Source organism: Nonomuraea cypriaca, from assembly GCF_015645445.1.
GTDB lineage: Bacteria > Actinomycetota > Actinomycetes > Streptosporangiales > Streptosporangiaceae > Nonomuraea > Nonomuraea cypriaca.
The window spans coordinates 29,735-43,539 of sequence record NZ_JADOGI010000079.1; the positions used below are offsets into that span (position 1 = coordinate 29,735).

Consider the following 13,805-nt stretch of genomic DNA (forward strand, 5'->3'; position numbering starts at 1 on the left):
ACCGGGCCCGGTCCCATGCCGCAGGAGCAGCCCTCGAACCGAGGCCCGGTCCCATGTTCAGGAGCAGCCCTCGAACTGCGGCACGGCGATCGTGCTGATGTCCAGCCCCGACTTGCCGAACCACTTGTGCAGGAGCCGCGCGGCCGTGCCGTCCTGGTACATGTCGGTGATCGCCCGGTTGACCGCCTCGCACCCCGCCACGTCGTCCTTGCGCATCCCCACCCCCGTACGCTGCTCGTTGAACTGCGCGTTGGCCAGCCGCAGCCCGGAGCCGTCCTGGTCGGCCAGGCCCGCCAGGATGACGTCGTTGGTGGTGACCGCGTCCACCTGGCGGTTCTTCAGCGCCGTCAGGCACGCCTCGTAGTCGGCGAACGGCACCACCCGCGCCGCGACGCCGCGCTCGTCGATGACCCGCTGGGCCGCGTTGGAGCCCGTGACCTCGCAGATCCTGCGCCCCTCGAGATCGCGCACGTTCTTGATCGTCTCTCCAGGCCGCGTGAGGATGTCCTGGTAGGAGATGTGGTACGGCCCCGCGAACAACACCTTCTCCTTGCGGTCCTGGCTGATCGTGTACGTCGCCAGCACCAGATCCGCCTTCGCGTCGACCAGCACCTTCTCCCGGTCGGCGGCCAGCACGGGCAGGAAGGTGAACTTCTTGCCGAGCTTGCCCGCGACGTATCTGGCCACGTCCACGTCGAAGCCCTCGAAGCCGCCGCCGGGCAGCCGGAACCCCACCGACGGCAGGTCGGGGCGTACCCCGATGACCAGGCTCTCCTTGTCGACGACCGACGCCTCGGCGCCGGTCCCGCAGCCGGCGGCGACCGCCGCGGCCAGGGCCAGCACCACCGCCAGCACACGTTTCACCGGTACTCCTTGAGTCGTGGCCACACTCCGGCGATCATCAGCAGCCCGATCACGCCGATCGCGTACGGGAGCAGCCGCCACAGGGTCTCGAGCGCGCCCTCACCTCTGCCGATCGCCTGCTCGAACACTTCCTGCTTCTCCTCGGACATCTCCAGCAGCGCCTGGTCGTAGTCGTCGAACGCCTCGGCGACCGACTCCAGCCGATAGTCCACCGCCTCGTTGGTCCGCCCGCTCGTCACCAGCTCGCGATAGCTCTCGTCGGTGTGCTGGAACTCCTCGTACGTGTTCTGCACCGTCCGGCCCTCCACGCCGACGAGTTCGGGGCCGAGCAGGCCGAGGAAGTCGTTCGAGTTCCTGTTCACCGCGTCGTGGTAGGCGTCCAGGTTGCCCGCCTCGATGTAGAGCACCGACAGCGACTTGTCCAGGAACGTGTGCTCGTACGTGTCGGCCCGCTCCTTGTCCAGCAGGTAGCGGCTCTGGTCGCCCTGCATGCTGTTGCTGATCGCGCGCGCCTTGGCCAGCGTCAGCAACGAGTCGAACCCGGCCGACTTGGCCGTGCGCAACGCCTGCTGGTCCTGGCCGAGCACGTTCACCCCGAACACCAGCGTCACCGCGGTCACCAGCGTCGCGGCCAGCAGCGCGGGGCCGAACAACCGGCGGAAGCGCCGGGCCAGGAACACCTGCAACCAGATCAGGCAGGCCAGCGCGAGCAGCCCGGCCACTGCCACCGCGCCCTGGCTGAGGGGCACGAGGAGCGCCTTCTCGTCGTAGGTGCGGCGGACGATCGTGCCGGTCTCCAGCGTCAGGTTGTAGGCCTGCGGCAGCAGCACGAGCCGCATCAGGTCGGTGGCGGCGCGGTAGGTCCGCACCACCTCGGCGGGCGGCGGCCCCGGCGCGTGCCCGGCGCGCTCGCCGAGCAGCAGCGCCTGCCCGGCCAGCCGCTCGTAGCGGCCGAGCCCGTCGAGCACGGACTGCATGGTCCTGCGCTCGGCCGCGTTGTCGCCCGCCAGCTCGAACGCCTTCAGCAGCGCCTGGTTGGCCTCCGAGCGCCGCCGCTCGTAGCGGGCGACGGCCTCCTGGCGTTGCTCGGTGTACTGGTCGCCCATCACCAGCGCGTTGGCCACCTGCGCGTCCATGTCGCTCAGCGCCAGGTAGAGCCCGGCGGTCGCGACGACCTGCGGCCCCGCGTCGCGTCCGATGACCTCCAGGCCGTCGCGGGCGCTCGAACCGCCGACCGCCAGCGCCACGAACAGCAGCGCCAGCGAGGCGACGGTGACGCCCGAGATGACCCGGATCCTGCCGGGCACGTTCTGGCGTACCGGTAACGGGGCGGCCCGAGTCTGTACCAGGGTCACGGTGTGCCCTCCCTGAGGGTGATGACGGTCCACGCGCCCAGGTGGATCCGGTCGCCTGGGGCGATCCTGACGGGCACGTTGACCTTGACGGGCCTGCCGTTGACCTGGGTGCCGTTGGCCGAGCCCGGGTCAACGAGCTGCCACGAGCCGTCCGGCTGGGCCAGCAGCACGGCGTGCAGGTGCGAGACGCCCGGGTCCTCCGGCGGGCCGGTCAGGTCGATCTCCGGCGCCAGCTGCCTGGCCTTGCTGCGCCTGCCGATGCGTACCTGGTCGCCGTACAGGCCGAACGAGCGCTCGGGGCAGTACGGCGGGAACGAGATCGCGCCCGCGTCGGGACCGCCCTCGGCGATCACCTTCTCGTAGTAGGTGCGGTCGGCGGCGGTGACGGCCTCCCAGCGCGACCCTCCCTGTGCGGCGGCCCCTCCCTGGGGCCCGCTCGCGGGGGCGGCGACGGGCAGGGCGTTGCCGCTGTAGTCGTGACCGCACACCTCGCAGAACTGCCCGGCGCGCGGCGTCCGGCAGATCGGGCAGCTCTCGGCGACGGGGGTGGAGTCGGTGGCGGGCCGCGGCGGAGCGCCGGTCACGGAGGCGGCCATCTGCGTGCCGCACACGTCGCAGTAGTCGTCGGCGCCCGACGCGTGCCCCTGCGGACAGGTCGCCATCAGCTTCCCTCCTTCCGCAGCCGGCTGGTACGGACGGAGCCGGTGTCCAGCTCGATCTCGTCGGCCTTGTCGACGTCCCTGCGCAGCCTGGCCGTACCGGTGGCCGCATCGACCTCGACCACCCGCTCCAGCAGCCTGGCGGTGTCCTCGCGGCCCGACTCGGCGGCCAGCTCCCGCGCCCTGGCCAGGCGGGCGGTCGCGGTGTCGACGTCGCCCACCGCCCGCGCGCTGAGGCCGTCCTGGATGAGCTCGTGCAGCTCGGCCTGGCCGGTGTAGTGGGCGACCTTGTTGTTGATCCGGGTCGACTGCGCCAGGTCGTCGGTCCACTGGGCCAGCACGTTGCCGCTGGCCAGGACCTCCTGCGTGTCCGGGCGTACGAGCTTGACCCAGCCCGCCCTGATCTCCTGCCCGATCTGCCCTGGCGGCACCTCCACGCACACGTGGTATTCGCGCTCCTCGGCGCCCCAGGAGCCGGTCGGGTAGTCGCCGGTCAGCGGGTTGACGTCGGCGCGCTTGCCGGTCAGGTCGAGCAGCGTGGGGGAGACCTGTTTGACGAACATCAGCCGCGCCGTCTGGGGCACCCACACCCGCAGCGACAGCTCGGCCACCGTCTTGCTCATCGACGCCTGCGTCAGCCTGCGGAAGAACTCCGACAGGTCCCCCTGGTTGCGTACGAAGTCGAACGAGCCCAGCATCGCCTCGGCCACCTTGCGCAGCTCGGCGGGCACCCAGTCGTCCCCCACGCCCAGGGCGTCGCACACGAACGTGCCGCTCCAGGCCGACAACACCGAGTCGAACACCTCGGCGCGCTCGTTGTTCTGGCCGTCGGTCATCAGCAGCGCGTGCCTGATCGCCGACGGGTGCGCGGTCAGCAGGTGGCCGGCCAGCTTCAGCCACTCGCCGATGGCGGTGCCGCCGTGCGCGCTCAACTGGCCGACCGCGCGCTCGGCCTCGGCCCTGGTGGCGGGGTTCGCTTGGACCAGGCGGGGCTGGCCGCCGGGATAGACCACCTTGGCGGACGACGTACCGGAGATCACCGCGAAGTAGACGCCGTCGCGCAGGGTACGCACGGCGGTCACGGCGGCCTGCCTGGCCTCACGGATCTTGCCACCGCTCATCGAGCCCGACGTGTCAACGATGATCACTTCGGCCGCCTGCGTCGCTGCCGCCTGCGTGGTGACACCGCCGGTGGCGGCGACCGAGAGGATGGCGTGCACCTCGCGGCCGTCAAGGGGGAGGTACTTGTTCTGGTCGATGTGCAAGGTGAAAGAGGGCTGGTCACTCATGTGGTTCTCCCAAGGGGATCAAGGCGATGGTCACGTTGTCCTGCCCGCCGGAGTCCAGCGCGTGGCGCAGCAGCTCGCGGGCCATCTCGATCGGGGTTCCCGTGCCGGGGAAGGTGTAGCCGTCCAGATAGCGCCACAGGCCGTCGCTGCAGATGAGCAGCAGGCCGGGCGCGCGTGGGATCAGCCGGCGTACGTGCGGCGCGACGTCGCCGGCGTCGGCGCCGAGCCAGGCGGTGATCTCGCCGGTCTCGACCGCGTCGTCCTCGGTCAGCAGGGTGCCGCGGATGACCGCGGGACCCTCCCCGGGCGCCCGTGCCTGACCGTCGGGTCCCAGCCAGTACGCGCGGCTGTCGCCGGCCCAGGCGAGCGTCACCAGCTCCGGCTCGACGACGGCGGCGACGTAGGTGCAGGCGGGGGCGTCGTGCACCGAGGTCGCGAGCTTGCTCACGGCCCGCCCCGCCCGCTCGAACGCCTCCTCCTGCGACAGCCCGCCGGCCAGCGCGGCGGCCGCGATCTCCACGGCGACCGCGGACGCCTCGTCCGCCCTGGGCGAGCTGCCCACGCCGTCGCAGACCACGGTCACGATCGTGTCGCCGGTGGCGAGCAGGGCCATCGCGTCCTCGTTGCGGCTGCGCCGCAGCCCTCTGTCCGTCACCGCGGCCGCGCCGCCGTCGAGCACGGTCTCCGCGTGATCCCGTCCGGTGGGCTGGCGTACGCCGCACCGCTCGCAGTAGCCGTCGGCGTCGACCGCGGCGGCGCCGCAGGACACGCAGGCCGGGGAGCCCAGCGCGTGGCCGCACGCCTCGCAGTAGGTGTCTCCGGCCAGTACGGGCGCCTCGCACACCGGGCACACCACCGCGCCTCCTCGCTGGGCGTCGGTCATCACAGCCACGTCCTCGGTCGTACGGCGTTCGCCTGATCGATGAGCGCGTGGCGCTCCTGACGCGAGTCCGCCGCCACGGCGAGCTTGCGGAAGATGGACTCCAGCCGCCTGCGCAGCCCGGGCTCGGTGAACGGCGCGCCGGCCAGCGTTTTTCCCTTCGGTGGTGAGCCGGTTTCGAGCCAGGCCAGCGCACCGGCCAGCAACTCGGCGACGAGCAGGTCACGGCGGCGTGGATCGAGGTCGTCCAGGCCGGTCAGGCGGTCCGCGGCGCCCACCAGGTCGCCGGGCGCGACGCCGCTCAGATCGGACCGTCGCACCACGGAGGCCGCCAGCGCCACCTGGGCGGCCACCCGGTAACTCGACGTGGCGGGAACCTGGTCGAGCACGCTCATCCGGCCGGTCCTGGCCAGCCCGAACGCGGCGCTCACGTAGGAGTGGTCGGTGCGCCAGACGGCTTCGTACCAGGGGCCGGCCTGCCGTCCCGCGCACTCCAGCGCGTACGCGAGCGCCAGCTTGGGCGCGAGCTCGCCGGGCAACATCGACAGGCACGAGTCGAACATCGACACGGCCTGGTCCGCCTGCCCGGTGGCCAGCGCCAGCACCCCGCGATACCACGTCACCCGCCAGTCGCCGGGCAGCGCCGTGGACAGCTCGTTGAGCGCGACGGGCGTCTCCGCCGCGGCGCCCTCGGCCAGCAGCCTGGCCCGCATCAGCTTCGTCTCCGTGGTCTGCGGCATCGCGGCGAGCTGCTCGATCAGCTCCTTGCCGTCGCGGCCGAGCAGCCCGGCCAGCGACCCCGCCGCGGGATCGGCGGGGTCGACCAGCGGCACCGGCAGCCCGCGCGCGGCGAGCGCCGGATCGAGCGGCCCGAACACCTGGTCGCCCGCCTCCGACAGCGCTGTCCCCACCGCCGTCCGCTCGGGCCCGAACAGCGTCGAGGGAGCCGGGTACGGCACCCCGTCCTCCAGCGCGCTGATCTCCCGCAGCACCCCGACGAGCTGGTCCTCCATCTCCCACGCGCTCTGGAACCGGTCGGCGGGATCGGCCGCGGTCGCCCTGCGCAGCAGCCGGGTGAACGACTCGTGCCCGCAGTCCTGCGGCAGCGGCGTGGCCGTGCCGCCCCTGGCCGGGCTGTACGACGAGATCGCCAGCACCGCCAGCGTCCTGGCCACGGTGTAGAGGTCGGAGGTCACCGACGACGGCCGGGTGTCCAGTTCGGGGGCGTGGTAGCCGACCGTGGCCCACGACGTGCCCGGGGGCGAGCCGATGTGCTGCACCGCGCCCAGGTCGATGAGCTTGAGCCGCTTGCCGACCCGGATGACGTTGGCCGGTTTGAGGTCGCAGTAGACCAGGCCCTGCTCGTGCAGGTAGCCGAACGCGTGCAGGATCTCGCGGCCGTACATCAGGGTCTCGCGCAGCGGCAGCGGGCCCTGGCGGCGCAGCTCGTGGAGCGACTTGCCGCCGACGTACTCCATGACGATGTAGCCGAGGCCCTCGGAGCGCTGGAAGTTGAGGATCTTGACGATGTTGGGGTGGTCGACCGTGGTGAGGAACTTGCGCTCGGCCTCCGCCGCCGCCAGCGCCTCGGCGTCGTTGGTGTTGAGCAGGCCCTTGAGCACCACCCACATGCCGTCGAGGTTCTCGTCGGCGGCCAGGTAGACCCAGCCGAGCCCGCCGTGCGCCAGACACCCCAGCACGCGGTACTGGCCCGCCACCAGATCGCCCTTGCTCAGCTTCGGGGTGAAGGAGAACTGCGTACGGCAGTGCGGGCAGAACCCGTCCGTCAGCCCGGCCCGCCCCTCCCTGGAACGCCCCACGGCCTGGGCGCACGCCGGATTGGCGCAGAACCGCTTCTCCTCCGGCACCTCCGGATCGGTCATCACCGCGCCGACCGGGTCGCGCGGCGGCACCGACGGCAGGTCGGCGATGGTGCCGAGGACCCCGGCCCGCGACCTGCCGCTGCTGCCCACCGGCCCGCTCACCGGCCTGCTCCGGCCCACCGGCTGCGTGACGGGCGCCGAGGCCGGGGCCGAGACCGGCGCCGAGACCGGGAGCGGTGGGGAGTTCGCCGCGGAACCGCACAGGTCGCAGTAGCCCTCCTCGATCGTGCCCGTGCAACCGGGCTGCGCGCAGCGGGTCATGGTGTACCTCCGTGTATCGCGCGCTGGTAGGTCTCGACGGCCGCCGCCGCCTTCGTCAGGTCGCAGGGGGCGCTCCACAGCAGCACTCGCGCCCGCTCGAACAGCCCGGTCGCGGCCGGGTCCTCCGCCAGGCCCTTGCGTACGGCCATCGCCTGGCAGGCCCCCAGCCGGCCGCGTAGCTCGTCACGCCGGCCGACCAGGCCGTACAGCGCCTTCGCGGTGACCCGCGCCTCGTCGGCGGTCCTGCGGGCGTCGTCCTCCAGCGCCGCCAGCCGTTTGGCCCGCAGCACCCAGGTGTCGGCCGAGGCGTCGAGCGCGGCCAGCTCACCGGCCAGCGCCTCGACCCGGCTGCGCGGCTGCGCCTGCGGCGGCAGGGTGATCTTGACGACGACCGCGCCGTGGGCCAGCCTGGCCTCGCTCTCGGCCGCGCGTACCCGATCCAGGGCGGCCAGCAGGTCCTCTCTGCGCGCGGCGAACTCGCGTTTGACCACGATCGCCAGGCCCAGCTCAGCCCGGGAGGCGGCGAGGAGCCCGGCGAGCCGGTCGAGCTCCGGCTCGACGGTCCCGTCCAGCGGGTCTTCGAGCAGGTGGGCCCGCGTCCGCCGCAGCTCGGCCTCCTGCGTGGCCAGGCCGGCGCTCTCGCCGAGCTCGCGTTCGAGGGCGCGGATCTCGCGCAGGTCGGCCTCCGCGGCGTCGAGGCGGGGCAGCTCGGCGGTCCACACGGCATCGATGTCGTTGAGCGCGGCCGTGACCTCCTGGAAGGCGGCGTCCATCCGCGCCACGGTCTGGTCGAGCGTCAGGCGCTCCTCGGCCTGGGGGAGCAGCGAGCGCTGCTCGACGGGCTTGGCGGGGGCGGGCAGCAGGACGGACGCGCCCGCGAGCAGCTCGGTCAGCTCGGTGAGCTGCTCGGCGCCCGGCCTGGCGCGCGCCGCGCGGATGTTCTCCGCGTCGCGCAGCACCGCCCGATAGGCGTCGTTCAGCCGCCACAGCGTGGCCAGCGACGACTGCGCGGCGGCCCAGCGCCGCTCGGTCTCCCCGCGTAAGGACGTGCCCCTGAGCAGCTGGTAGGTGGTGTGGGATTCGAGATCGAGCAGGTCGCCGGAGATGCGGTCGCGTTCGTCGGCCCGAGCGCGCAGCGCGTGCTCGACGCCTTCCCTGCTCATGGGTGGTCCCAGACTCATCACGCTCCCCGTGACGCGGGCCCCCGCAGCCCCGTGGTCCTACCGGCACAACGGGAGGACCGACCGGTTGGTTCCACGGCTAGGGGTGACCCTGACTTGTCCCTGATTCAACCCTGTTCCACCTGCAATCCGCTTAAACGATCTCGTACCGTTTCAGACATGGGACGCATACTTCTGATCATCGCGGCGATCGTCGCCGCCCTCGTACTCCTCGGCCCCCTCGTGGGCTTCGCCCTCACGCTGCTCAAGTGGGGTCTCATCATCGGCGTGGTGGCGTTCGGCGTCATGCTCGTGTCGAAGTGGGTCAAGAGGACATAGCTTCCTGGCGCTTCCCCAGTCATAGTGAGGTGATGGAGGCGCGGCCGGCGGTCGACGATGCCGCGCTCGGGCGCGAGGCACTGGCCGTGCTCGAGGCGAACTGGACGGGCACAGGCACCGTGCCCGCCCCGGGTCTCTACCCGCACCAATGGAGCTGGGACTCCGCCTTCGTCGTCATCGGCCTGGCCAGGCACCGGCCGGACCGGGCCCGCGACGAGCTGGTCAGCCTGCTGCGCGGGCAGTGGGCGACCGGGATGGTGCCGCACATCGTCTTCCACACCCGCGAGGCGTACTTCCCCGGGCCCTCCGTGTGGCGTTCGGGGGACAACCGGGCCGCGCCGCACGACGTGCTCACCTCCGGGCTCACCGCGCCGCCGCTGCACGGCCTGGCCCTGTGGTGGCTCTACCGGCACACCGGCGACGCCGCGTTCGTCAGGCAGATGTATCCGAAGCTGGTACGCCAGCACGCCTACCTCACCGCTTCCCGCGATCTCGGCGGCGCGGGCCTGGCCGCGATCGTGCACCCCTGGGAGTCGGGCATGGACGACAGCCCGGCCTGGGACCAGCCGCTCGCCGCACTCCCCGTCATCAGGTACGGCTACCGCAGCGTCTACCGTGGCGTCGACCTCGACGAGCGCCACCCCGACAGCGACCACGACCGCTACGTCTGGCTGGCCATGCGCTACCGCGACGCCGGCTACGGCGCGGGCTACCTGCGCGACGAGCACCCGTTCGCCATCGAGGACCCGATGTTCAACGGGATCTGGCTGGCCTCCTGCCAGGCCATGGCCGAGCTGGCCCCGCTCGCCGGCGCCGACCCCAAGCCCCACAGCGAGCAGGCCGAGCGCATCAGACGGGCCATGCTCGACCGCCTCTGGGACGGCTGCTTCTACGCCAGGGACCTGCGCACCGACCGGCTGATCAGGGTGTGCACGGTGGGCGCGTTCGGGCCGCTGCTGGATCCCGGGCTGCCCAGCGACCAGTTGCACGCCGCCGTGGAGATGCTGGAGTCGGCCAGGTTCATGGGCGCCACCGGCTATCCCGTGCCGAGCTGCGAGATCCGCGCCGCCCAGTTCGACCGCACCCGCTACTGGCGCGGGCCCTCGTGGGTGAACACCAACTGGCTGCTCCGCCGCGCCGCGGCCGTGCACTCGCTCGACCACCTCGGCCAGCAGCTCACCAACGGCACCCTGCGGCTGGTGCGGCAGGCCGGCTTCCGCGAGTGCTTCGACCCGTTCGACGGCAGCGGACGCGGGTGCAGGGACTTCTCGTGGAGCGCCGCGCTCACTCTCGATCTGCTCGCCGATACCGTGGTGGAATGAGCTTCTTCCGCCGCCTGCCCGCCGACGTGCGCAAATCGCTGGACATCGAGCCGGGGGAGCGGGTGCTGACGTTCGCCGAGTCCGGCGACGGCCACGTGGTGGCCACCAATCTCGCGCTGCACCTGCCAGACGGGACGCGGGTGCCGTACGAGGAGATCGACAAGGCGTCCTGGGACGACACCGGCCTGCGGCTCCTGACCATGGACGGCGCCCAGCGCTTCGAGCCGATCGCGCAGCCGCGGCTGCTGCCCGAGACCGTTCGGGAGCGCGTCAACTCCACGATCGTCTTCAACAAGCACGTCAACCTGCCCGGGCGCGGCGGCGTGCGGCTGGTGGCCAGGCGCCCGCCCGGCGGTGAGGTGCTCGGCTGGACCTTCGTCTTCGACGACGGGCTCGACCCCGAGGACCCCGGCCTGCGCGCGCAGGCCGAGCAGGTCCTGGAGGGAGTGCGGCGCAGCATGGGCGTGTGAGGCCCTCAGTACGGGATGCCGCTCTCGCGGGCCTTCCTGTCGACGGTGTCCTCCTCCTCGGGCCAGCCCGTGCCGGTGTCGGGCCCCCGGTGCTCGTCGCGGCTCAGGAACGGGATCCGATGCTGCAGCGTGTCGCCCATCCTCGTCCTGGCCATCCCGGCGTACTTCGACGCCTGAGCGCCGACCACCCCGGCCACCTCCTGGACCCTGGGGTTGTCGGCCACGCGTTGCGCCGTCCGCCTGATCTGTTCGTACCGCTCGCGTCCGGCCCGGCTGCCCAGCACGTAGCCGACCGCCAGACCCACAGCGAATGTCATCCGATAACGCATTTCGCACCTCCGCTGTCTCCGGGCCTACCCCACTCATGATGCGACACGCACTCCCGGAGTGCGCTAATCTATTCCTGCGCCTGACGGAAGGGCCCAGCGCCCCCACGATCAGCGCAAACGGTCGATCCCGCGTAGCTCAACGGCAGAGCAGCCGGCTGTTAACCGGCAGGTTATAGGTTCGAGTCCTATCGCGGGAGCCAACGCACGAGGCCCCCTCCGGAGTTCCTGGAGGGGGCCTCGTTTGTTCGCGTCGCGGGCGGTTTCGCGCTTTGTAGCGGGTTGTAGTGCGACGGTCACACATTTTTCTGTTTGCCGGGACAAGGCGGGGTTCGGCCGGGGAAGATGGGGCGACCGGCCCCCGGGCCGGAAGCCGCGGGCAGTCTTGACGGGGGCGCGGAAAGGGCGCCGCCACCAGGACGTGCCGCCGCACCCGGAAGGCGGCGGGGCGATCCGATGACCGAAGAGTGCTGGTTGTCGCGTGTCTACCTGGTTCAGGTCCCTGCGTCCCTTCGACGCGTTCCCCACCCTGGTCGAGCGAACCGCCGACCTGCGCGAGGCGGAGCGCTTCATCAAGCTGTTCCACGCCGAGAACCCCTCCGCCGGAGGGATGTACGCCCGCCTGCGCGACATCGCCAGAGACGTGGCCCGCTACGGCACCTACACGCACACGTTCGAGGAGCTCGAGTTCGGTGCCAGGGTGGCCTGGCGCAACAGCAGCCGGTGCATCGGACGGCTCTACTGGCGTTCGCTGAAAGTACGCGACCGCAGGCAGGTGAGCACGGCCGAGGGCGTGGCGCTCGAATGCGTCGCCCACCTCCGCGAGGCCACCGGCGCCGGCAAGATCAGGCCCACCGTCACCGTGCTGGCCCCCGACACGCCCACCCTGCCGGCCCCCCGGGTGCTCAACGAGCAGCTCATCCGGTACGCAGGCCACCGCACCCGCGGCGGCCCCGTCGTCGGCGACCCCAGGAACGTCGCACTCACGGACACGGCCGAGGCCATGGGCTGGCGCGGCCGGGGCGGCCGGTTCGACGTGCTGCCCCTGATCGTGCAGGCGGGCGTCGGGGAGCCGCTGCTGTGCAACCTGCCAGGCGACGCCGTGCTGGAGGTGCCGCTGACCCATCCCGAGTACTCATGGTTCGCGAACCTGGGGCTGCGCTGGCACGCCGTACCGGCCATCTCTGACATGTGCCTGGAGATCGGCGGCATCTGCTACCCGTGCGCACCCTTCAACGGCTGGTACATGGGCACCGAGATCGGCGCGCGCAACCTCGCGGACACCGACAGGTACGACCAGCTCGCGTTGGTGGCCGGGCGGCTCGGCCTGGACACCTCCACCGAGCGCTCGCTGTGGCGCGACCACGCGCTGGTGGAGCTGAACGTGGCCGTGCTGCACTCGTTCGAGCGGGCGGGGGTCACGATCACCGACCACCACACGGAGTCGCGGCGCTTCCTCACCCACCTGTCGCGGGAGGAGAAGGCCGGTCGCGTCTGCCCCGCCGACTGGTCGTGGATCGTGCCACCGCTGTCGGGCAGCGCCACCCCGGTCTTCCACCGGTACTACGACACCCGCTCACTCACCCCCGCCTTCGTCCACCACCGCTAGCACCCGCCTGCCCGCCCCCGTCTTCATCCACCACCGCTGGTACGCGCCTGCTCGCCCCCGTCTTCGTTCGCGACGGTCAGCCGCTCACGGAGGGCGGCGAGTTCGGCGGTGGTCAGGCCTGCCACGCGCAGGTAGTCCTCGGCGTCGAGGCCGGCCAGCAGCGACAGGATCACCTCGGACGTGGTCGTGCCCGCGCCGGTCAGGCGGGCCTGGACGCGCAGGTCGTCGTCGGCCTGGCCGAGCTTCGCGTAGAGCGGGCGCAGGCGGTCCGCCGACAGCGCGTAGTCGGCCAGGATGTCGTGCTCGGCGACCCCGGCGAGCGCGAGCAGCAGCAGCGTGACCAGCCCGGTGCGGTCGCGGCCGGCCACGCAGTGCACGAGCACCCCGCCCGGGGGCGCCTGCGCGATCGCGCGCAGGGCGCGGGCGCACCGGTCAGGCCGCCGCTCCATGAACGGCTGGAGGTAGAGCGGCGTCCCGCCGTACGGGAGGCGGCCGGGGTCGTCGGGCTGGTCCAGCGGCACGCTGACGACGCTCACGCCGGGCGGCCGGTGGCCGGTGCCCACCTGGTGCTCGCCGGGGGTGCGCAGGTCCACGATCGTGCGTACGCCGTGGGCCTGGAGCGCCGCCCATCCCGCCTCGGTCAGCCGGTCGGGGGTGTCGGAGCGCACCACGGCGCCCCACCGGGTCAGGCGTCCGCCGGCTGCGGGCAGGCCGCCCAGGTCGCGTACGTTGTGGCAGCCGTCCCACGCGAGATCTCTCGTCACCAGTCGTATCCTTGCCTTCCCGGCCCAGAACATGATTCTGTTAGGCCCATGGCGGAACTCGTTCTCTCCACGGTCGACCAGGGCGTCCTCACGCTGACCTTCAACCGTCCCGACACGCTCAACGCCTGGACGGACGCGATGGGCCGGCGCTACTTCGACCTGCTGGCGCAGGCCGAGCAGGATCCGGGCGTGCGGGCCGTGGTGGTCACCGGCGCGGGCAAGGGATTCTGCTCGGGAGCCGACTTCAAGACACTGAACGCCATCCAGACCGGATCGTACGACGAGAAGCCGGATCCACGGCCCAACACGTTCCCCGCGAGCATCGGCAAGCCCGTCATCGCCGCCGTCAACGGGGCCTGCGCCGGGCTCGGCATGGTGCACGCCCTCGTCTGCGACCTGGTCTTCACGGCCGAGGACGCCAAGTGGACCACGGCGTTCGCCCGCCGCGGGCTGGTCGCCGAGTACGGGCTGTCCTGGGTGCTGCCGCGGATCATGGGGCAGCAGCGGGCCATGGACGTCCTGCTGTCGGGGCGGGTGTTCACCGGGCGGGAGGCGTACGAGCTGGGGCTGGTCAACCGGGCGGTCCCGGGGGAGTCGCTGCTGGGCGAGGCCCAGGCGTACGCC

General features: G+C 72.1%; 14 protein-coding genes and 1 tRNA gene. 6 read left to right on the forward strand and 9 right to left on the reverse strand.

Features of this window, described 5'->3' with window-relative positions; translation table 11 throughout:
• Positions 1–57: 57 nt before the first annotated feature.
• From ITP53_RS25170 to ITP53_RS25200, 7 genes are read right to left on the reverse strand one after another with little or no spacing between them, the layout of a single operon-like run.
• Positions 58–864 (reverse strand): transporter substrate-binding domain-containing protein, encoded by an 807-nt coding sequence (locus ITP53_RS25170; RefSeq protein WP_195897909.1) that lies wholly within the window; start codon positions 862–864, stop codon positions 58–60.
• Positions 861–2,219: a hypothetical protein gene (locus tag ITP53_RS25175; protein WP_195897910.1), complete on the reverse strand. Its 1,359-nt coding sequence runs from the start codon at positions 2,217–2,219 to the stop codon at positions 861–863. The genes ITP53_RS25170 and ITP53_RS25175 overlap by 4 nt, the downstream gene beginning before the upstream one ends.
• Positions 2,216–2,881: an FHA domain-containing protein gene (locus ITP53_RS25180; protein ID WP_195897911.1), complete on the reverse strand. Its 666-nt coding sequence runs from the start codon at positions 2,879–2,881 to the stop codon at positions 2,216–2,218. The genes ITP53_RS25175 and ITP53_RS25180 overlap by 4 nt, the downstream gene beginning before the upstream one ends.
• On the reverse strand, positions 2,881–4,167 hold the full coding sequence (locus ITP53_RS25185; RefSeq protein ID WP_195897912.1) for a vWA domain-containing protein: 1,287 nt from the start codon (positions 4,165–4,167) through the stop codon (positions 2,881–2,883). Before ITP53_RS25185 ends, ITP53_RS25180 begins: the two co-directional genes overlap by 1 nt.
• On the reverse strand, positions 4,160–5,050 hold the full coding sequence (locus ITP53_RS25190; RefSeq protein WP_195897923.1) for a PP2C family serine/threonine-protein phosphatase: 891 nt from the start codon (positions 5,048–5,050) through the stop codon (positions 4,160–4,162). Before ITP53_RS25190 ends, ITP53_RS25185 begins: the two co-directional genes overlap by 8 nt.
• Positions 5,050–7,191 carry a serine/threonine-protein kinase gene (locus tag ITP53_RS25195; protein WP_195897913.1) on the reverse strand — a complete coding sequence of 714 codons (2,142 nt, stop codon included), beginning with the start codon at positions 7,189–7,191 and terminating at the stop codon, positions 5,050–5,052. The genes ITP53_RS25190 and ITP53_RS25195 overlap by 1 nt, the downstream gene beginning before the upstream one ends.
• A complete protein-coding gene (locus tag ITP53_RS25200; protein WP_195897914.1) occupies positions 7,188–8,354 on the reverse strand; it encodes a hypothetical protein in 1,167 nt (388 codons plus the stop codon). The genes ITP53_RS25195 and ITP53_RS25200 overlap by 4 nt, the downstream gene beginning before the upstream one ends.
• Positions 8,355–8,531: 177 nt before the next feature.
• Here ITP53_RS25200 and ITP53_RS25205 point away from each other — a divergent pair, with 177 nt between their 5' ends.
• The 3 genes from ITP53_RS25205 to ITP53_RS25215 are packed head-to-tail and all read left to right on the forward strand — an operon-like array spanning position 8,532 to position 10,482.
• Positions 8,532–8,690, forward strand: a complete 159-nt coding sequence (locus tag ITP53_RS25205) for a hypothetical protein (RefSeq protein WP_195897915.1) — start codon at positions 8,532–8,534, stop codon at positions 8,688–8,690.
• 32 nt (positions 8,691–8,722) lie between these two features.
• On the forward strand, positions 8,723–10,012 hold the full coding sequence (locus ITP53_RS25210) for an amylo-alpha-1,6-glucosidase (RefSeq protein WP_195897916.1): 1,290 nt from the start codon (positions 8,723–8,725) through the stop codon (positions 10,010–10,012).
• Positions 10,009–10,482: a hypothetical protein gene (locus tag ITP53_RS25215; RefSeq protein WP_195897917.1), complete on the forward strand. Its 474-nt coding sequence runs from the start codon at positions 10,009–10,011 to the stop codon at positions 10,480–10,482. Before ITP53_RS25210 ends, ITP53_RS25215 begins: the two co-directional genes overlap by 4 nt.
• A gap of 5 nt (positions 10,483–10,487) precedes the next feature.
• Here ITP53_RS25215 and ITP53_RS25220 read toward each other — a convergent pair whose 3' ends face one another.
• Positions 10,488–10,811: a YtxH domain-containing protein gene (locus ITP53_RS25220; RefSeq protein WP_195897918.1), complete on the reverse strand. Its 324-nt coding sequence runs from the start codon at positions 10,809–10,811 to the stop codon at positions 10,488–10,490.
• Positions 10,812–10,936: 125 nt separating this feature from the next.
• On the opposite strand from ITP53_RS25220, the gene ITP53_RS25225 reads away from it, so the two are divergent.
• A tRNA-Asn gene (locus ITP53_RS25225) sits at positions 10,937–11,011 on the forward strand.
• Between the two features lie 278 nt (positions 11,012–11,289).
• Positions 11,290–12,417 carry a nitric oxide synthase oxygenase gene (locus ITP53_RS25230; RefSeq protein ID WP_328815680.1) on the forward strand — a complete coding sequence of 376 codons (1,128 nt, stop codon included), beginning with the start codon at positions 11,290–11,292 and terminating at the stop codon, positions 12,415–12,417.
• 23 nt (positions 12,418–12,440) lie between these two features.
• Here the strand turns inward: ITP53_RS25230 and ITP53_RS25235 are convergent, their stop codons facing one another.
• Positions 12,441–13,181 carry a tyrosine-protein phosphatase gene (locus tag ITP53_RS25235; protein ID WP_328815682.1) on the reverse strand — a complete coding sequence of 247 codons (741 nt, stop codon included), beginning with the start codon at positions 13,179–13,181 and terminating at the stop codon, positions 12,441–12,443.
• 48 nt (positions 13,182–13,229) lie between these two features.
• Here ITP53_RS25235 and ITP53_RS25240 point away from each other — a divergent pair.
• The coding region (locus ITP53_RS25240) for an enoyl-CoA hydratase-related protein (RefSeq protein WP_195897920.1) at positions 13,230–13,805 on the forward strand (576 nt) is incomplete at its 3' end.